This window comes from Roseobacter sp. FCG-D35, assembly GCF_033436665.1.
GTDB lineage: Bacteria > Pseudomonadota > Alphaproteobacteria > Rhodobacterales > Rhodobacteraceae > JAWQFO01.
On the sequence record NZ_JAWQFO010000007.1, the window covers coordinates 190,525 to 209,674 of the forward strand.

General features: G+C 64.4%; 19 protein-coding genes. 11 read left to right on the forward strand and 8 right to left on the reverse strand.

Going from position 1 to position 19,150, the window contains the following annotated elements:
- Positions 1 to 79 precede the first annotated feature (79 nt).
- The 9 genes from R5H30_RS16670 (at position 80) to R5H30_RS16710 (ending at position 9,471) form a co-directional block, all read left to right on the forward strand.
- Positions 80 to 856 (forward strand): ABC transporter ATP-binding protein, encoded by a 777-nt coding sequence (locus R5H30_RS16670; RefSeq protein ID WP_318329675.1) that lies wholly within the window; start codon positions 80 to 82, stop codon positions 854 to 856.
- Between the two features lie 26 nt (positions 857 to 882).
- Positions 883 to 1,611 carry a transporter substrate-binding domain-containing protein gene (locus R5H30_RS16675; RefSeq protein ID WP_318329676.1) on the forward strand — a complete coding sequence of 243 codons (729 nt, stop codon included), beginning with the start codon at positions 883 to 885 and terminating at the stop codon, positions 1,609 to 1,611.
- 80 nt (positions 1,612 to 1,691) lie between these two features.
- A complete protein-coding gene (locus R5H30_RS16680; RefSeq protein ID WP_318329788.1) occupies positions 1,692 to 2,576 on the forward strand; it encodes an ABC transporter permease in 885 nt (294 codons plus the stop codon).
- On the forward strand, positions 2,573 to 3,379 hold the full coding sequence (locus R5H30_RS16685) for an ABC transporter permease (protein WP_318329677.1): 807 nt from the start codon (positions 2,573 to 2,575) through the stop codon (positions 3,377 to 3,379). The genes R5H30_RS16680 and R5H30_RS16685 overlap by 4 nt, the downstream gene beginning before the upstream one ends.
- 85 nt (positions 3,380 to 3,464) lie before the next feature.
- Entirely contained in the window at positions 3,465 to 4,799 is a 1,335-nt protein-coding gene (locus R5H30_RS16690; protein ID WP_318329678.1) for a glutamine synthetase family protein, read from the forward strand.
- Between the two features lie 32 nt (positions 4,800 to 4,831).
- The gene (locus tag R5H30_RS16695) at positions 4,832 to 5,506 is read left to right on the forward strand and encodes a type 1 glutamine amidotransferase (RefSeq protein WP_318329679.1); all 675 of its coding nucleotides are present in this window, start codon (positions 4,832 to 4,834) and stop codon (positions 5,504 to 5,506) included.
- A complete protein-coding gene (locus R5H30_RS16700; RefSeq protein ID WP_318329681.1) occupies positions 5,506 to 6,864 on the forward strand; it encodes a glutamine synthetase family protein in 1,359 nt (452 codons plus the stop codon). Before R5H30_RS16695 ends, R5H30_RS16700 begins: the two co-directional genes overlap by 1 nt.
- Before the next feature lie 27 nt (positions 6,865 to 6,891).
- Positions 6,892 to 8,196, forward strand: coding sequence for an NAD(P)/FAD-dependent oxidoreductase (locus R5H30_RS16705; protein WP_318329682.1), 1,305 nt, complete (start codon positions 6,892 to 6,894; stop codon positions 8,194 to 8,196).
- 90 nt (positions 8,197 to 8,286) lie between these two features.
- The gene (locus R5H30_RS16710; RefSeq protein ID WP_318329683.1) at positions 8,287 to 9,471 is read left to right on the forward strand and encodes a DegT/DnrJ/EryC1/StrS family aminotransferase; all 1,185 of its coding nucleotides are present in this window, start codon (positions 8,287 to 8,289) and stop codon (positions 9,469 to 9,471) included.
- A 10-nt stretch (positions 9,472 to 9,481) separates the two neighbouring features.
- Here the strand turns inward: R5H30_RS16710 and phaR are convergent, their stop codons facing one another.
- The 3 genes from phaR to R5H30_RS16725 form a co-directional block, all read right to left on the reverse strand.
- Positions 9,482 to 10,036 (reverse strand): polyhydroxyalkanoate synthesis repressor PhaR, encoded by a 555-nt coding sequence (gene phaR / locus R5H30_RS16715; protein ID WP_318329684.1) that lies wholly within the window; start codon positions 10,034 to 10,036, stop codon positions 9,482 to 9,484.
- Positions 10,037 to 10,171: 135 nt separating this feature from the next.
- Positions 10,172 to 10,618 carry a phasin family protein gene (locus R5H30_RS16720; protein WP_318329685.1) on the reverse strand — a complete coding sequence of 149 codons (447 nt, stop codon included), beginning with the start codon at positions 10,616 to 10,618 and terminating at the stop codon, positions 10,172 to 10,174.
- Positions 10,619 to 10,757: 139 nt separating this feature from the next.
- Positions 10,758 to 12,563: a PHA/PHB synthase family protein gene (locus R5H30_RS16725; protein ID WP_412105148.1), complete on the reverse strand. Its 1,806-nt coding sequence runs from the start codon at positions 12,561 to 12,563 to the stop codon at positions 10,758 to 10,760.
- A 106-nt stretch (positions 12,564 to 12,669) separates the two neighbouring features.
- Here R5H30_RS16725 and phaZ point away from each other — a divergent pair, with 106 nt between their 5' ends.
- Positions 12,670 to 14,004: a polyhydroxyalkanoate depolymerase gene (gene phaZ, locus R5H30_RS16730; RefSeq protein ID WP_318329687.1), complete on the forward strand. Its 1,335-nt coding sequence runs from the start codon at positions 12,670 to 12,672 to the stop codon at positions 14,002 to 14,004.
- Here phaZ and R5H30_RS16735 read toward each other — a convergent pair.
- The 5 genes from R5H30_RS16735 to R5H30_RS16755 all read right to left on the reverse strand — a co-directional run bounded on the left by R5H30_RS16735 (position 14,001) and on the right by R5H30_RS16755 (position 16,991).
- Complete coding sequence (locus R5H30_RS16735) at positions 14,001 to 14,711, reverse strand: alpha/beta fold hydrolase (protein WP_318329688.1); 711 nt, start codon at positions 14,709 to 14,711, stop codon at positions 14,001 to 14,003. The genes phaZ and R5H30_RS16735 overlap by 4 nt on opposite strands.
- A 136-nt stretch (positions 14,712 to 14,847) precedes the next feature.
- The gene (locus tag R5H30_RS16740) at positions 14,848 to 15,462 is read right to left on the reverse strand and encodes a hypothetical protein (RefSeq protein ID WP_318329789.1); all 615 of its coding nucleotides are present in this window, start codon (positions 15,460 to 15,462) and stop codon (positions 14,848 to 14,850) included.
- A gap of 22 nt (positions 15,463 to 15,484) precedes the next feature.
- Positions 15,485 to 15,916, reverse strand: coding sequence for a VOC family protein (locus R5H30_RS16745; protein ID WP_318329689.1), 432 nt, complete (start codon positions 15,914 to 15,916; stop codon positions 15,485 to 15,487).
- 4 nt (positions 15,917 to 15,920) lie between these two features.
- Positions 15,921 to 16,673, reverse strand: a complete 753-nt coding sequence (locus R5H30_RS16750; protein ID WP_318329690.1) for an alpha/beta hydrolase — start codon at positions 16,671 to 16,673, stop codon at positions 15,921 to 15,923.
- A gap of 90 nt (positions 16,674 to 16,763) precedes the next feature.
- Positions 16,764 to 16,991: a hypothetical protein gene (locus tag R5H30_RS16755; RefSeq protein WP_318329691.1), complete on the reverse strand. Its 228-nt coding sequence runs from the start codon at positions 16,989 to 16,991 to the stop codon at positions 16,764 to 16,766.
- Between the two features lie 171 nt (positions 16,992 to 17,162).
- Between R5H30_RS16755 and thrS the strand changes: the two genes are divergently transcribed.
- The gene (gene thrS / locus R5H30_RS16760) at positions 17,163 to 19,142 is read left to right on the forward strand and encodes a threonine--tRNA ligase (protein WP_318329693.1); all 1,980 of its coding nucleotides are present in this window, start codon (positions 17,163 to 17,165) and stop codon (positions 19,140 to 19,142) included.
- Positions 19,143 to 19,150 lie beyond the last annotated feature (8 nt).

Consider the following 19,150-nt stretch of genomic DNA (forward strand, 5'->3'; position numbering starts at 1 on the left):
CAAAACGGCGCTTTCCAAGTTGCAAATCGGCCGATTTTCCCGCCTTATACCGGCTGGAAACAGACAGAAGACCTGCCCCTTGACCCCGACCACACCGGTTATCGAGATCAAAGACCTGCACAAGGCCTACGGCGCGCTCGAGGTGCTCAAGGGCGTCGACATCACCGCCCCCAAGGGTCACGTGACGTCGCTGATCGGCTCTTCGGGGTCCGGCAAGTCCACGCTGCTGCGCTGCTGCAACCTGCTCGAGGACAGCCAGCAGGGCGAGGTGATCTTCAAAGGCGACCCGGTGCGCTGGAAAGGCGAAGGCCATTCCCGGCGCCCGTCGGACGCGGCGCAGGTGACCCGCATCCGCACCAACCTCTCGATGGTCTTCCAGCAGTTCAATCTCTGGGCGCACATGACCATCCTGCAGAACGTGATGGAGGCCCCCCTGACCGTGTTGCGCCGCGACCGTCACGAGGTCGAGGAGGCCGCGCGCGGCTATCTCGACAAGGTCGGCATCGGCGACAAGTGCGACGTCTACCCCGCCCAGCTTTCGGGCGGACAGCAGCAGCGCGCCGCGATCGCACGGGCGCTGTGCATGGAACCCGAGGCGCTGCTCTTCGACGAGCCGACCTCGGCGCTCGATCCGGAACTGGAACAGGAAGTGGTGCGCGTCATCAAGGCGCTGGCCGAGGAAGGCCGGACCATGCTGATCGTGACCCACGACATGAAGATGGCCGCCGACGTGTCCGATCACGTCGTCTTTCTTCACCAGGGCCTGATCGAGGAAGAAGGAGCGCCGCAAGACCTTTTCGGCGCTCCGAAATCGGAACGACTGCGCGGGTTTCTTTCCGCGACCCAGGCAGCGTGACAGCAATGACAACGGGAGTAAGATCAATGAATAAACTCATCCTGACCACGGCCGCACTGGCCCTGGCCGCGGGAGCCGCCATCGCGCAGGACAAGACCGTGCGCATGGGCACCGAAGGCGCCTACCCTCCGTACAACTTCATCAACGATGCCGGCGAGGTCGACGGCTTCGAGAAGGAACTTGGCGACGAACTTTGTGCCCGTGCCGAGCTGACCTGCGAGTGGGTCAAGAACGACTGGGACAGCATCATCCCGAACCTGGTGTCGTCGAACTACGACACGATCATGGCCGGCATGAGCATCACCGACGAGCGTGACGAGGTCATCGACTTCACGCAGGACTATTTCCCGCCGACCGCCTCGGCCTACGTCGCGGCCGCTGAAGGCGTGGATCTCGAAGGCGGCGTCGTCGCGGCCCAGACTTCGACCATCCAGGCCGCGCATGTGGCCGAAAGCGGCGCGACCCTGGTCGAGTTCGCCACGCCCGAGGAAACCGTCGCCGCCGTGCGCAACGGCGAGGCCGACGCGGTCTTTGCCGACAAGGACTACCTCGCACCGCTGGTCGAGGATTCCGGCGGAGAGCTGATGTTCGTGGGCGACGAGGTTCCGCTGGGCGGCGGCATCGGCATGGGCCTGCGCGAAAGCGATACCGAGCTGAAGGAAAAGTTCGACGCTGCCATCACGGCGATGAAGGAAGACGGCACGCTGAACGAAATGCTCAAGAAGTGGTTCGGCGACGATACCGCCACCTACTGACACGACTGTCCGGGGCGGGTTGAACCCGCCCCGGGCACGACCCGCGCACCGATCCGCGGACGCCAGCGACGAGGCCCCCCATCTTCAGCTTCTGCACAGATCCGAGCACCCTGCCCGACTGGCAGTGGATGGCCTGCTACCTGACAACGGGCGTGCACCTGTCGCTCTACGGATCGGTCATCACGGTGCTGCTGTTGCTGGCCGTCACCGCCCCGGTGGCACTTGCCTTCGGGTTCGCCTTCGCCTCCGCCGCGCGGTCGCAGATCCCGCCCCTGCGCTGGATCGCCAAGGGCTACATCGCCATCGTGCGCGGCGTGCCCGACATCGCGTTTTTCCTGTTCTTCGTCATCGCGCTTGACCAGGCGATCGAGTTCCTGCGCCACAAGGTGCTGTGCCCCGGATGGGAACAGCCGGTCTGGCAGGGCAACGACTTCGTGGTCTGCCAAGCCGCCAAGATGCCGCTGAGCACGGCCCCGCAATGGGTGCATGAAGGGTACGGCTTCGCGGTTGCGGTCTTCACCTTCGCCATCGTCTTCGGGGCTTTTGCCGCCAACGTGCTCTTTGGCGCCATGCGCGCGGTGCCCCACGCCCAGCTCGAGACCGCAGAAGCCTACGGCATGTCGCGCCGACAGACCTTCTGGCGCATCCTCGTGCCGCAGATGTGGGTCTATGCCCTGCCCGGCCTGTCGAACCTCTGGATGGTTCTGATCAAGGCGACACCGCTGCTGTTCCTGCTTGGGGTCGAGGATATCGTCTACTGGGCGCGCGAGCTTGGCGGCACCAAAACGCCGCGCTTCACCGATTATCCGCACGGCGACTGGCGCATGTGGTATTTCCTCGCTCTGCTGGTCTTCTACCTGGCCTTGACCTGGGTGTCCGAGAAGGCGCTGAACCGCCTGATGGCGCGACTGACCTTCGGGCAGGCCACGGCAGGCGGCGAGCGCCAGCGAAAGGCGCCGGCATGAGCTGCTGGCAGACGGTACAGGACTATGCCTTCCGCTCGCTGGGCTTCGGTGAGCGTCTGCTGCCGCGCGACGACTTCACGATCTGCCAGCAGGTGACGCTGATCGGGTCGGGCATGATCTGGAACGTCTATTTCGGTGTCATGGCCCTGGCGCTTGGCTTCTTCATGGCGACGCTCATCGCGCTCGGTAAGGCGTCTCCGAACCGCTGGCTGCGCAAGCCCTCGGAGTGGTTCATCTTCATCTTCCGGGGTTCGCCGCTCTTCATTCAGTTCTTCTTCGGCTACTTCCTGTTTCTCAATCTCAAGAGCGTGCATCCGTTCTTCGATCCCTTCACCGCCGCCTGGCTCGGCGCGCTGATCGTGCTGTTTCTCAACACCTCGGCCTATTCCGCCGAGATTTTCTACGGCGCGCTACAGTCGATCCCGAAAGGCGACACCGAGGCGGCGGACGCCTATGGCATGACCGGCTGGCCGCGCTTCCGGCGTATCGTCTGGCCGACGATGCTGCGCCTCGCCTGGCCCGCCTATACCAACGAGGCGATCTTTCTGTTCCACGCCACGGCGCTGGTGTTTTTCTCGGGGTTTCCTGCCTGGCAGCAGCGCGGCGACGCGCTTTATTACGCCAACTACTTCGCGGACAAGACCTTCAACCCCTTCGTGCCCTACCCGATCCTTGCCGGCTACTTCATCCTGCTGACACTAGTGGTGATCTCGGTCTTCGGCCTCATAAACGCCCGGCTCAACCGTCACCTGCCGCGGCAGACACGCAGCAAATTGCGGTTGCGTCCGAACCTGATCCGGTAGTATCAGGAATTTGATCAAATTACGCGTGGCGCTGGCCATCGCAAGGGCCGAAACGCCCGCAAGCCAGCCCGCCAACAGGTGACCAATGAAGAACTGGCTTCGCAAGAATCCGCAGGTCCGCACGATCCGTGTGGCCGCGGCAGACCTCAACGGGCAGGCCCGCGGCAAGCGCATCCCCAGCCGCTACGCCGACAAGGTGGTCGAGGACGGCACCCGGTTCCCGATGTCGGTGCTGAACCTCGACATCTGGGGCGAGGACATCGACGACAGCCCGCTGGTCTTCGAATCCGGTGACCGCGACGGTGTCCTGCGACCGACCGAACGCGGCTTCATGCCGATGCCCTGGCTCGACGCGCCGACCGCCCTGCTGCCGATCTGGATGTTCCGCGAGGACGGGCGGCCCTACGAAGGCGATCCGCGCCACGCCCTCCGCAGCGTTCTGGAACGCTACAAGGACCGCGGCCTGACGCCTGTTTGTGCGGTCGAGCTCGAATTCTTCCTGATCGACGACTCGGGCCGCAACCTCGAGGTGCCGGTCTCGCCGCGCTCGGGCAAGCGGCGCAAGGCGGCCGAAACGCTGTCGATCCGGGCGCTCGACCAGTTCGACACCTTCTTCACCGATCTCTACGACGCCTGCGAGGAAATGGACATTCCCGCCGACACGGCGATCTCCGAGGCCGGGCTGGGCCAGTTCGAGATCAACCTGATGCACTGCGACGACGCGCTGCGCGCCGCCGACGATGCCTGGCTCTTCAAGATGCTGGTCAAGGGCATGGCACGCAAGCACGGCTTCGCGGCGAGCTTCATGGCCAAGCCCTACGAGGACTACTCCGGTTCCGGCCTGCATACGCATTTCTCGGTGCTCGACAAGAACGGAAACAACGTCTTCGACAACGACGGGCCCGAAGGCTCGGCGCTGCTGCGCCACGCGGTCGCGGGTTGCATGAACGCGATGGTCGGCTCGACGCTGGTCTTCGCGCCGCATCTGAACAGCTACGACCGAATGGTGCCCGGCGCGCACGCGCCCACCGGCATCAGCTGGGCTTACGAGAACCGCACCTCGGCGATCCGCATCCCCTCGGGCAGCCCCAAGGCGCGGCGGATCGAGCACCGGGTCTCGGGCGGCGACGTGAACCCCTACCTGATGCTGGCCGCCGTCCTCGGCGCCGCGATCAACGGGATCGAGGACGGGATCGAACCACCCGAACCGATCACTGGCAACGCCTATGCCGCCGACCTGCCGCAGGTTCCCGGCGACTGGGACAGCGCCATCGCCGCCTTCGAGGAGTGCGACCAGATCAAGCGCATCTTCCCGACCGAGCTCATTCGCAACTTCGTGCTGACCAAGCGGCAGGAGCTGCATTACATGCAGGAACTCACTCCGTCCGAGCAGGTCACGATCTATCTCGACACGGTCTGACGGACGACAGGAAAACCAACGGAACGCCCCCAATGAAGATCGGCATTCTCATCACCGGGCACCCGCCCGAAGAACTCAGCGACAAGGGTGACTACGACGCCTATTTCGAGCGCCTTCTGGGCGACGAATTCAGCTATGCCAGCTGGTCGGTGGTCGACGGCATCTTTCCCGACAGCATCGAGGACGCCGACGGCTGGCTGATCACCGGCTCCAAGCACGGCGCCTACGAGCCGCACGACTGGATTCCGCCGCTCGAAGACTTCATCCGCGTAGTTCACGCCGATGGGCGGCCGATGATCGGCGTCTGTTTCGGGCACCAGATCATCGCGCAGGCTCTGGGCGGACGGGTCGAGAAATTCGACGGCGGCTGGTCGGTCGGCCGTACCGCCTATGAGCTCGATGGCCGGGAAGTCACGATCAATGCCTGGCACCAGGACCAGGTGGTCGAAAAGCCCGAAGAGGCCGAGGTCATCGCGCACAACGACTTCTGCCGCTATGCCGGGCTGGCCTACGGCGACCGGATCTGGACGATCCAGCCGCATCCCGAATACGATTCGGACTTCATCGACGGGCTGATCCGGACACGCGGACAGGGGCTGGTCGATCCCGGAATTCTCGCCGCGGCGACCGCACAGCTCGACACGCCCACGGACCGCATGGACGTGGCCCGCCGGATGGCGGAATTCTTCAGGAAAGAGAGGGCCTGATGGCCGACTGGATGGAACAGCTGCCGCAGGCAGCGAAGGATTTTCTCGAAGGCCGCAGGCTCGACGAGGTCGAATGCATCATCTCGGACCTTCCCGGCATCGCGCGCGGCAAGGCGGTCCCGGCGTCGAAATTCGCGCGGCAGGATTATTTTCACCTGCCGGACAGCATCTTCTACCAGACCATCACCGGCGACTGGGGCGAGGCCGCGGGCGAGGACGGGTTCATCGAAAAAGACATGATCCTGCGCCCCGACATGAGCACGGCGACCGCCGCGCCCTGGACCGGAGACTGGACGCTGCAGGTGATCCACGACGCCTTCGACCGGACGGGCGCACCGGTGCCCTGCAGCCCGCGCAACGTGCTCAAGCATGTCTGCAAGCTATACAACGACCAGGGCTGGAAGCCGGTGGTCGCGCCGGAGATGGAATTCTTCCTCGTCGGGCGCAACCTCGACCCCGCGCACGACATCAAGCCGATGATGGGCCGGTCCGGCCGCCCGGCGGCGGCGCGCCAGGCCTACTCGATGACCGCGGTCGACGAGTTCGGGCCGGTCATCGACGACATCTACGACTTTGCCGAAGCGCAGGGATTCGAGATCGACGGCATCACCCAGGAAGGCGGGGCCGGACAGCTCGAAATCAACCTGCGCCACGGCAGCCCGGTGCGACTGGCCGACGAAGTGTTCTACTTCAAGCGCCTGATCCGCGAGGCGGCGCTGCGGCACGATTGCTTTGCGACCTTCATGGCTAAACCGATCGCGGACGAACCGGGAAGTGCCATGCATATCCACCACTCGGTGCTCGATCTCGAAAGCGGCGAGAACGTGTTCTCCGATGCCGAGGGCAACGAGACCGAGGCCTTTTACCACTTCATCGCCGGGCTTCAGAACCACATGCCCGCGGCCCTCGCGGTGATCGCGCCCTACGTCAACAGCTACCGGCGCTACGTGAAGGATCACGCCGCGCCGATCAACCTAGAATGGGGCCGCGACAACCGCACCACCGGCATCCGCATTCCACTGTCGAGCCCGGTTGCGCGCCGCGTCGAGAATCGCCTCGCCGGGATGGACTGCAACCCCTACCTCGGCATCGCGGCCAGCCTTGCCTGCGGGTATCTCGGGCTGATGGAGGGCAAGCGTCCGAAAGCCGAGTTCAAGGGCGATGCCTATGTCGGCGAGGGCGACATCCCGCGCGTGCTCGGCGAGGCGCTGGATCTTTTCGAGGATGCGACCAGCCTGCACGAAGTGCTGGGGTCGGAGTTCGCCCGGGTCTACGGCATCGTGAAACGCTCGGAATACGAGGAATTTCTGCAGGTGATCTCGCCCTGGGAGCGCGAGCACCTTCTGCTCAACGTCTGATCTTTGGATCCTTTTCTGCGAGGCCCCGTGAACCTGCTGCACGCCAACGACACGCGCGGCGCGTACCCCGAAAGCTGGTACGCCGCGAGCACCGAACACCTGCCGCCCTTTGCCCCGCTCAAGGGTGCGGCAAAGGCGGATGTCTGCGTGATCGGCGGCGGCTACACGGGGCTTTCGGCGGCGCTGCATCTCGCCGAGGCCGGGCGGTCGGTAATCCTGCTCGACGCCCATCGCGTCGGCTTCGGAGCGTCCGGGCGCAATGGCGGACAGCTTGGCAGCGGTCAGCGGCAGGACCAGGTGACGCTCGAGAAGATGGCCGGCGAGGCGCAGGCACGCGCGCTCTGGGAGCTTGGCGAAGAGGCCAAGGCGCTGGTCAAGGACCTGATCGGGCGGCACGAGATCGACTGCCACCTCAAGCCCGGCGTGGCCTGGACCGGATCGACGGCGTCGGAGGTCCGCGACCTGCACGGCTACGCCGCGCATCTCGAAAACCGCTACGGCTACGACAAGCTCGACGTGCTGGATGAAGCCGCGTGCAACGCGCTTTGCCCCTCTCCCGACTACAAGGGCGGCATCCTCGACCGCGACGCGGCGCATCTGCATCCGCTGGCCTTCGCGCTGGGCCTGGCCCGTGCCGCCGAAAAGGCCGGCGTGCGGATCTGCGAGCGCTCCGAGGTGCATCGCATCGACCACGGCTCGCCCGCCGTGGTGCGGACCGATGCCGGACAGGTCACGGCGGATCACGTCATCCTCGCCTGCAACGGCTACCTGTCGTCGCTCGACAGCAAGGTCGCGGCGCGGGTCATGCCGATCAACAACTTCGTCGTCGCCACCGAACCGCTCGGCGAGGGGACGCAGGAAGTCCTGACGCAGGACGTCGCAGTGGCCGACAGCCGCTTCGTGGTGAACTACTTCCGGCTCAGCCATGACGGGCGGCTGCTTTTCGGCGGCGGCGAGAGCTACGGCTACCGCTTTCCCACGGATATCGCCGCCAAGGTGCGCAAGCCGATGAGCGTGGTCTTCCCGCACCTCAAGGACGTCAAGATCGACTACGCCTGGGGCGGGACACTCGCGATCACCATCAAGCGGTTCCCCTACCTCGCACGTGTCGCGCCGAACGTGCTGTCGGCCTCGGGCTATTCCGGCCACGGTGTCGGCACGGCGACCCATGCCGGCAAACTGATGGCGCAGGCCGTCGAAGGTCAGAGCGACGGCTTCGACACGATGGGAGCAATTCCGACGCCGGCGTTCCCCGGCGGTGCGGCGCTGCGTTCGCCCCTGCTGGTGCTGGCGATGAGTTGGTATGCCATGCGTGACCGTCTGGGCGTCTGATTCACGCGGCATCTCGTCACGCAAGTTTCACTTTCGAACCGGGCGCGGCTGATTTAGTATTTCGAAAACCTTGTATAAGGAAATCGAAATATGCCCCTTCCCGACATGCATGCCGCCGAACCGATCCCCGACGCGGTGCGCGGCGAGATCGACCGGCTGCTGCAATCCGGCGACCTGTTCCGCTACACCGCGGCGAAAGACGCGCCGGTGTCGCTGCTGGAAGCCGAGTTCGCCGAGATGATGGGCATGAAATACGCGCTCGCCGTGTCGTCCTGCTCGGCCGCGCTGTTCCTGTCGCTCGAAGCCTTGGGCCTGCCCCAGGGCGCGCGAGTTCTGATCCCGGGGTTCACCTTTGCGGCCGTGCCGTCGTCGGTCATCCATGCGCGCTGCAAGCCGGTGCTTTGCGAGGTGGGCGCGAACTACCGGATCGACCTTGCGGATTTCGAAGCGAAACTCGCACAGGACATTTCGGCGGTGATCGTCAGCCACATGCGCGGGCACACCTCGGACATGGATGCGATCATGGCGTTGTGCGATGCGGCGGGCATTCCGGTGATCGAGGATGCCGCACATTCGCTCGGCACGCTGTGGAAGGGTCGCAAGATCGGCACCATCGGGCGCGTCGGCTGCTTTTCCTTCCAGTCCTACAAGATGATCAATGCCGGTGAAGGCGGCATCCTCGTCACCGGTGACGCCGATCTCGTGGCCCGCGCGATCATCATGTCCGGCGCTTACGAGCACAACTGGAAGAAACATCCCGTCCTGCAGGACGCCTTCGCCAGATGGCAGAACCGCCTGCCGCTTTACAACCTGCGCCTGTCGAACCTCTCTGCCGCGATCATCCGCGCGCAACTGCCCGAACTGGACCGCCGGGTCATGGCGGGACGGAGCAACCATGACCATGTCGCGGAACGGCTGAACGCCTCGCCGTGGATCGAGGTGCCGCAGCCGCTGCCTGGCGAAGAGCGCGCACCGGACTCGATCCAGTTCAACCTGGTGGGTCTCGACGACGACGCCGTGACGGCGTTTGCGGACGCCGCCGGTGCCTCGGGCGTCAAGGTTCAGGTCTTCGGTGCCAGCCCGGACAATGCGCGGGCATTCTGGAACTGGCGGTTCATCGAGGATCTGCCGGACCTGCCACGCACGCGGGCGATGCTGATGCGGGCCTGTGACGTGCGCCTGCCCGTTCGGCTGGAACGGGCGGAACTCGACGCGGTTGCCGACGTGCTGCTGACAGCCGTCGAGAAGGTCGCACCGGCCCGCGCGGTGGCCTGAGGCGCGGACGCTATTTCAGCTTCGACAACTTGTCCTGGAGTTCGGCGAGCTGCTTCTTGATGGCGTCGAGGTCTTCCTTGCCGGCGCCCTCGTCCTCTTCGGGCTGCGGGCCGCTCGCGCCCCAGCCGACGCCGCCGGACACCGCCTTCATGAAGGCCTCCTGCTGCGCGCGCATCAGTTCGAACCCCGGCATCTTGGCCATCGGATTCAGCGCAGACATCTGGTCCAGCATCTGTGACTGCCCGTTGCGCAGCATCTCGAAGGACGCCTGCAGGAACTGCGGCACGACGCTCGCTCCGGGCGTCATGTAGCTGCGCACCAGATCGTTGAGCACGTCTACCGGCAGAACGGATTCTCCGCGGCTTTCATGCTCGGCGATGATCTGCAGAAGGTATTGCCGGGTCAGGTCGTCGCCGGATTTCAGGTCGACGATCTGGACCTCGCGCCCCTCGCGAATGAAGCCCGCGATATCCTCGAGCGTGACGTAATCGCTCGTCTCGGTATTGTAGAGCCGTCGGCTGGCGTAACGCTTGATGAGCAAGGGTTTCTTGTCACTGTCGGTCACCGGCCATCTCCCCGCCTGAACGTGCTGCAGCGCAGCTTAGGACAGCGTTTTGCAAAAAGAAAGGGCGGGCTTTTGCAAGCCCGCCCGTCGCGATCGCGCCGGCGTGGGAGGCCGTCGGCGCAGGGTCGCGGAGGATTACTTCGCTGCCGAAGCTTTCTTGACGGCGGCGGTCGCGTCGTTGGCGGCCTTCTTGACGGCAGCAGTCGCGTCTTCGCTCATGTCCTTGCCGGCGGCCATCATCAGCTCGACGGTTTCCATCTGCGCCTTCTTCACGATTTCAGCGTAAGCGGCCATGTGCTCGGCGGCACCTTCGGCATAGGCGGATGCGAAGTCGGCAGCGGCCTTGGCGTAGTCTGCCGGCTCGGCTTTGGCCTTGGACATCTGGCCCAGCTTGGTCAGGGTGTCCTGGGTCCACTTGGTCGACAGTTCGGTCGACTTCTCGGCTGCGTTCAGGGCAACGCCGCTCAGCTTTTCGTTCAGCGTCGCGGTGGTCTTGAAAGCCTCTTCCATCGCCTTGGTGTCGACCGGGAAGGCGCCCATGACGTCCTTGAACATGACGGTCATATCGGGGGTCTTGCTCATTTCCAAATTCCTTTTCTCTCGCCGGCAGGTCGATCCCGCCTCATTGCGTCTGTCGATTACATACATGCTGCGGTGCGGCATTTCAAGGTTTTTTCTGCAGCGCAGCAAACAGGCGCAAGATGCGGGAATGTATGGAAATTCAACCGCCGGTCTTTGACCTTACGTAAGTTCCGGGCGCATCGCACAGGGGGGGATGCGTGGAATCACCCGGTTCGCGCGATTCGACCTTGGTGCCCGATCGCTTCCTCAACCAGGCTTCCCAGGTCGGCCACCAGGACCCGTCGTGGAAATCCGCGCCGGCACGCCAGTCGTCGTGTTCGAGGTCGAGGTCCGGGTTGGTGTAGTGGCCGTACTTCTTCTTGGTCGGAGGGTTGACGATGCCGGCGATATGTCCCGACTGGGCGAGAATGAACGTCCGGTCCTTCGAGCTCATCTGCTGGACACCGCGGTAGCAATCCTTCCAGGCCGCGATATGGTCGCCCTCGCAGGCGATCGAACACAGCGGCACGTCGACATCCGAAAGCTGCAGCTTGTGCCCCAGCAGGTCGAACCCCTCGCGCGCGAACTCGTCGCGTTGGCAGAGCCCGCGCAGGTACTGCATCGCCATCTTCGCCGGCAGGTTCGCGCCATCGCCGTTCCAGTAGAGCAGGTCGAAGGCCGGCGGAGTCTCGCCCATCATGTAGCTCTTGATCGCCGGGCTGTAGATCAGATCCGTCGAGCGCAGGAAGGAAAAGGTTCGCGCCATGATCGCCGAGGGCAGAAGCCCCTTCTCATCAGTTTCGGCCTCAATGCCGTCGATGAAGTCGTCAGTCAGGAAGGGCGTGAATTCGCCCTGGTCGGAAAAGTCGGTCAGTGCGGTAAAGAAGGTGGCGGACTTGATCGACTTGTCGCCCTTCTGTTTCAGCAGAGACAGCGTCAGCGAAAGGGTCGTGCCCGCGATGCAGTATCCAATGGCATTGACCTGCTTCTCGCCGGTGATCTCCTTCACTTCGCGGATCGCGGCGAGGTAGCCATCCTCGATGTAATCCTCCATCCCGATCTCGCGGTAGCTGGGATCCGGGTTCACCCAAGACACGACGAAGAGGGTATAGCCCTGCTCGGTGATCCATTTCACGAGACTGTTCTGGGCCTTGAGATCGAGAATGTAGAACTTGTTGATCCAGGGCGGAAAGATGATCAGCGGGGTCTTGTAGACCTTCTCGGTCGCCGGTGCGTACTGGATCAGCTCCATCATCCGGTTGCGGAATACCACCTTGCCTGGCGTGGTCGCGATGTTGCCGCCAACCTCGAAGGCGGTCTCGTCGGCGAGTTTCACGATCAGCTCGCCGTCGTTGGCCTCGAGATCGCGGATCATGTTCTCGAGCCCCTGCACGAGGCTCTGCCCCTCGGTCGCCACCGCGCGCTCCAGCGCGTCGGGGTTGGTGGCGAGGAAGTTGGTCGGCGACATCATGTCGACGATCTGGCGCGAGAAATAGGCCAGCCGGCGCTTTTCCTTCGGGTCCATGTCGGACACGTCGTCGACCGCCTGCATCAAGGCCTGTGCGTTGATCTGGTACTGCTGTTTGACGAAGTTGAAATAGGGGTGCGTGTCCCAGAGCGGGTTGGCAAAGCGGCGGTCCTTTGGGCCGGGATCCTCGGGGGCCGCCAGACGCCCCTTGGCGAGCGTCTGCTGGGCCTCGACGAAATGCTTCATCGTATCCGACCAGTAGGACATCTGCCGTTCGATGACGCGGGCGGGGTTGTTGATCGCCTCCGCCCAGTAGGCCTGCGCGGCCCTTCCGAACAATTCCTGATTCGGGCCGTCGAGCGCCGGGTTATGCGGCTGGCGGTTTGTCAGGACACGCTGCAACCGCTCGGTGAGTTCCTCAACCTTTTTTAGATTCTCGGTCATCCGTTCCAGGGATTCCGTGGAAGCTGGGGAGTCCACCTTGGTTTGTGTTGTCATGTTAATGTTTCCTCCCTATCTTCGCAGGTGCAGCATTCCGCCGTTGGCTTCAGGGGGCGAAACGTCGGAGGCCGGATAAATCCGGATTGTAACAAGGAGACCCCCCATGCGCCAGTTGGCGACTTATGACCTCATCGAGACGATCCGCAACACCAACCAGTGGCTCGGCGCGACGGCCCAGGCCATCGGCGGCTACCCCGCGTTCGCACTGATGCCGAACCCCGCCCTGACCTGGCTCAGCGCCTGGGGCGAGGTGACCGAGAGGACGTTCCAGCGCATGGTGGTCAAGCCGGACTGGAACATTCCGCCGATGGTCCGCGGCGACGGCAAGGAGACCCCGGTCCGGACCGAGATCGTGGTCGAGCGTGCCTTCGGCGACCTGCTGCAATTCGTGGTGCCCGGTCGCAAGACGCAGGCGCGCAAGATTCTGCTTGTCGCACCCATGTCGGGCCATTACGCGACGCTTCTGCGCTCGACCGTGATCAGCCTGCTGCCGGATGCCGATGTCTTCATTACCGACTGGCACAACGCCCGCGACATCCCGGTCAGCGAAGGCAAGTTCGACATCGAGGATTACACGCTCTACCTCGTCGATTTCCTGCGTGAACTTGGCCCCGACACCCATGTCATCGCGGTCTGCCAGCCCGCGCCGCTGGCGCTGGCCGCAACCGCCTACCTCGCCGACGAGGATCCCTCGGCACAGCCGCGGACGCTGACGCTGATCGGCGGTCCGATCGATCCCGGCGCGGCCCCGACCGAGGTGACCGACTTCGGCCACAGCGTGACGATGGGCCAGCTCGAAGAGATGATGATCCAGCGCGTCGGGATGAAGTACCCGGGCATCGGGCGCATGGTCTACCCGGGCTTGCTGCAGCTGCAATCCTTCATCTCGATGAACGCCGAGACGCATTTCAAGGCCTTCCGCGACCAGATTAACCGGGTCGCTCAGGGCAAAGCCGCCGATCACGACAAACACAACAAGTTCTACGACGAATATCTCGCGGTCATGGACATGACGGCGGAATTCTACCTGTCCACGGTCGAACGCATCTTCAAGAACGGCGAGATCGCCAGCAACAGCTTCACCGTCGCCGGCAAGGCGGTGGACATCGGCAAGATCACCACGGTGGCCGTCAAGACGGTGGAAGGTTCCAAGGACGACATCTCGGCGCCCGGACAGTGCGTCGCCGCGCTCGACCTGCTGACCGGCCTGCCCGACGACAAAAAAGCCAGCCATCTCGAGGAGGGTGCCGGGCACTACGGCATTTTCGCCGGCAAAAGCTGGCGCAACAACATCCGCCCGCTGGTACTGGAATTCATCGACGCAAACGGCGCCGGCAGCAAGCAGGGGTCCGGCGGCAGATCGAAGACCGTGAACAAGGACAACGTCCGCGAGCTGCCGACCGTCGCCGACGCCGCGCCGAAAGGTGCGCACGCCTAGCGCAGCAGCATCGGCGCCTTCATCCAGCGCAGCAGAGCATCGGTGGTTTCACCGGGCTGCTCGAGACTTGGCAGATGTCCCGAGTGGTCGAGGACCACCAGTTCGGCGGAGGGGATGAGCTCTGCCATGAAGCTGTGGCGCTGGACCGGGCAGATGGTGTCATGCACGCCGCAGAGCACCAGCGCCGGCACCTTGCAGGTTCGCAGGGTCTTCTGCTGGTCGCGCTGCCGCTGCAGCGCCCGGGACTGGCGCACGAAGACATCCGCGCCCAGGGTCTCGGCCATGTCGAGCATCAATGCCACGACCTCGTCCCGGTAGGCCCCAGGCGCCAGCGCGCTTTTCGGCAACCGCTCCTGCACCGCCGCGACAAGTCGGCCGGTGCGCGCCGCGATGATCTGGGACTCGCGTTCGCCGGCGACCTGCGGCGTCTCGGCCAGCGGACTGGTCGCGATCAGGGCGATGCGGCTGACCCGCTCGGGCGCACGGCGCAGAAGTTCCATGGCGACGTTGCCGCCCAAGCCGGCTCCGGCGAGCGCGAAACGCCGCGGCAGAAGGTCGAGCAGGCCCGAGGCGATCTCCTCGATCCGCTCGCCGCCGGTGATCGGCGCGACGGTCACGGCGATATTGGCCGAAAGCTCTGCGATCTGCGGGCCAAAGAGCCGCGCGTCGCACATCATGCCAGGCAGAAGGACAAGCGGTTCAGCCATGCTCGAGCACCGTCTCGACCTGATCCGTCGCGGGTTTCACGTGTCGCCAGCCTTTGAATTCCTGCCCGCGGCAACACTATCAGGCCGCGGATGCCCTGCAAGCGGGAGCGCCGGATTTCCGCCGACGTACCGCGTATCAGGGCAGATCGATGCCCCGGAACGGCGGAAAATCCGCGTAGCGCCTGCGCCGGGCCTCGAAAGGTTCATCTGGTGTTTCACCCGCCCGCAGCAGCATTCCGCGCGGGGCGATGTAGCTCGAAATCGTGCGCAGCGGTTTCGGGCGCCAGACGAGGTTGAAGGCGGCAAGCTTGGGAAAGAACCACATCTCGGAAAAAGGCAGATGGTCGTGCACCCACCACGCCAGATCGCGCCAGTCGCGACCTTCGGCGTAGCGGTCGGCGAACCACGGGATCACAAGCGAGGTGCCCGCGATGGCCATCTCGCCTTCATCCCGATCCCAGATGTGGCACTCCAGCGGGTTGTCGTTGCGCGCGCAGTTGAGCCTGTTTTCATTGCCGAAGGCATTGAGTTCTGGCGAGCGGTACCCCGAGCGGATCGCGATACGCCCGAACGTTTCTTCCAGCGGATCGAGCAGTTCGGTGCAGAGCATCCGCCCGTTTGCGATGGCGAGATCGGGGTTTGCCGGCACATTCGGGACGCCGTGAAATCCGTTGATCTCGGAATAGAGGAAGTCGCGCATGTAGAAGTGTCGCGACAGCCGCACCCGACCCAGTGTCTCGAGGCTCCACATGCTTGCCGGGCGGCGCATGGCGTCAGCCTCCGTAACCGTTCCAGCGGAACCGGTTGCCGGGTCCCAGGGGCGAGAACGGGTTGTGCGCGATCTCCCAGATGTGTCCCTCGGGGTCGGCGAAGTAGCCATGATAGCCGCCCCAGAACGCCTTTGCCGCCGGCTTGACGATGCGCGCCCCGGCGGCTTCGGCGCGCGCCATCAGGGCATCGACCTCTTCGGGCGTGTGCAGGTTGTGCGCCAGCGTGACGGCCCCGTGGCCGAGCGTTTCGACCCGCACGCCCATGTCCGCGGCCAGGTCCTCAAGCCCGAACAACCCCAACGTCTGGCCAAGCAGGTCGAAGGCCACGACCCCGTCGGGGCTGTCGACGCGTTGCCAGCCGAGCGCTTCGTAGAAGCTGGCGAGCGCCGCAACGTCGCGGGCGCCAAGCGTGACGAGGCTGATCCGCTGCTCCACGTCTTCAGCCCGCCATGTCGATGATCTCGGCCACCGCATCTTCGATGAGGCCAAGGCAGGGTGGGTCCGAGAATCGATGATCGGCATCCTTGACCAGCGTGAGACGCATGTCCGGACAGCGCGCGTGATCGAGCAGTCGCAGGGCGGTCTGAGTACTGACTGCCGTATCGGCAGTGCCTTGCAGGCAGCGCACCGGAAACGGCAGTGCCAGCGGATCGCGCAGCACAAGGTTGCGCCGCCCGTCCTCGATCATGCGCGGGGTGACGACGTAAGGCTCCATGTAGTCCGAGGGCAGTTCCACCGTGCCGCCTGCTTCGATCGTGTCTTTCTGCTCTTGGGTGAAGCTGGCCCAGTAGCCGTCTTCGGTGAAATCTGGCGCCGCGGCGATGGTGACCAGCCCCGCGATGCCTTCGGGAATGCGCCGGGCGAGCAGCAGCGCCTGCCAGCCGCCCATCGAAGACCCCACCGGGATCAGCGGCCCGTCGGTCAACGCATGCACGGCCTCGAACGTGTCCTCGGCCCAGCCGCCGATGCAGCCGTCTTCGAACGTGCCGGATGAGATTCCGTGACCCGAATAGTCGAAGCGCAGGAAGGCCTGGCCGCGCGCCCGGCACCAGGTTTCGAGATGCAGCGCCTTGGTGCCCTCCATGTCGGACTTGAGCCCGCCAAGGAAGACCACGCAGGGTGCTTGGCCATCGCTGCGGTGATAGCCGATGCGCCGTCCCTGCGGCGTGTCGAGGTAGTTCGGTTCTGGCATGGGATCTCCTTTGAAGGCGATCATGCCCACGAGTTCTCCGGGGCTTCAATCCCCGGCAGAAGATCGGCTGCCAAAGCCTGTCAGCAGTTTTCAGCCACCGATGTAGGTATCCGCGCCCGGCCGGAAAAATGTCTTCTGGTTGTGCAGCCGTCCCAGCAGGTCGTGGATCTGGCGCAGCGGGTCGGCATCGGCATCCGCCGGCAGTTCCGGGTTCTCGATACGATCAATCGACAGGTCGCGGATGACCGTATGCAGCGCGGCCTCGATCAGGTCGATATCGCGGATGCTGAGGTCGAAGCTGGGATTCGGCTTGGGCATTGTGGCTCCTTCCGGGGCGCGGGGAAGGTGTCAGCATAACACGCGCCGGACCCTGAACCACAAGGAACCGACCGCTTGGGTTGACTTGCCGCAGGCGTGGCTGCACATAGACCGCGCACATAACCCGCAACCGGGCGTCTCGTAGGCGCCAAACCGACGAGGATGGCCGATATGGCACAAATCTCCCTGACCTTTCCCGATGGCAATGCGCGCGAATTCGACGCCGGGATCACCCCTGCCGAAGTCGCATCCGGTATTTCGACCTCGCTGGGCAAGAAGGCGATCAGCGCCACGGTCGACGGCAAGCATTGGGATCTCGCCTGGCCAATCGAGGCGGACGCCAGCATCGCGATCCATACCATGCAGGACGAGGCGCAGGCCAACGAGTTGGTGCGTCACGACCTCGCACATATCATGGCCCGCGCCGTGCAGGAGATCTGGCCTGACACCAAGGTCACCATCGGCCCGGTGATTGAGAACGGCTGGTACTACGATTTCGACCGGGAAGAGCCGTTCACGCCCGAGGATCTCGGCCTGATCGAAAAGAAGATGAAAGAGATCATCAACGCCCGCGACCCGGTCCGGACCGAGGTCTGGGACCGTGCGCGCGCGATCAGGCATTACGAGGACAATGGCGAGCCCTACAAGGTCGAGCTGATCGAGGCGATCCCGGGCGACGAGCCCTTGCGCATGTACTGGCACGGCGACTGGCAGGATCTCTGCCGCGGCCCGCACCTGCAGCACACCGGGCAGGTGCCGGCGGACTCCTTCAAGCTGATGTCGATCGCCGGCGCCTACTGGCGCGGCGACAGCTCGCGCGCGATGCTCCAGCGCATCTACGGCGTGGCCTTCACCGGGAAAGAGAAGCTGAAGGCCCACCTCACAATGCTCGAGGAGGCCGCCAAGCGCGACCACCGCAAGCTGGGCCGCGAGATGGATCTCTTCCACATGCAGGAAGAAGCGCCGGGACAGGTGTTCTGGCACCCCAATGGCTGGACCATCTACACCGCCCTGCAGGACTACATGCGCCGCAAGCAGCGCGCCGGGGGCTACCGCGAGATCAACACGCCGCAGGTGGTGGACCGCAAGCTTTGGGAGGCGTCCGGCCACTGGGAGAAGTATCAGCACCACATGTTCCTCGTCGAAGTCGACGAAAGCCGTGATGGCGAGACCGACGATGCTTCGGCCAAGAACAAGGACCAGACCCGGATCAACGCGCTGAAGCCGATGAACTGCCCCTGCCATGTGCAGGTCTTCAACCAGGGTCTCAAGTCCTACCGCGACCTGCCGCTTCGGCTGGCCGAGTTCGGCTCCTGTGCGCGGTTCGAGCCGTCGGGCGCGCTGCACGGCATCATGCGCGTGCGCGGCTTCACCCAGGACGACGCGCATATCTTCTGCACCGAAGAGCAGATCCAATCGGAATGCGCGCGGTTCATCGACTTCCTCGCCAATGTCTACGCGGAACTGGGGTTCGAGTCGTTCGAGATCCGCTTCGCCACCCGGCCCGAGAAACGCGTCGGGACCGAGGAAAGCTGGGATTACGTCGAGGCGGCGCTGGAGAATGCGATCAAGGCGGTGGGCCGCGACTACGTGCTCGAACCCGGCGATGGCGCGTTCTACGGTCCGAAGCTCGACTTCTACCTTACCGACGCAATCGGACGGGTCTGGCAATGCGGGACCTTCCAGGTCGACCCGAACCTGCCCGAGCGGCTGGGTGCCAATTACATCGCCGCGGACGGCGACCGGCACCGCCCGTTCATGTTGCATCGCGCCTGCCTCGGCTCGTTCGAACGTTTTATCGGCATCCTGATCGAGAACTGGGAAGGCAAGCTGCCGTTCTGGCTGGCGCCGCGGCAGGTGGTCGTGGCCTCGATCGTTTCGGATGCGGACGACTACGTGCAGGAGGTCGTCGATACCCTGCGCGCCGCCGGTATCCGGGCCGAGGCCGATACGCGGAACGAAAAGATCAACTACAAGGTCCGTGAGCATTCGGTGGGCAAGGTGCCGGTCATCCTGGCCGTCGGCGCGCGCGAGGTCGAGGACCGGACCGTGACCGTGCGGCGCCTTGGCGAAAAGCGCACCGCGGTAGAGCCGCTCGACGATGTTACAGCGGCCCTTGCCCGAGAAGCGACACCGCCGGATCAGTTGTAACAATCCCG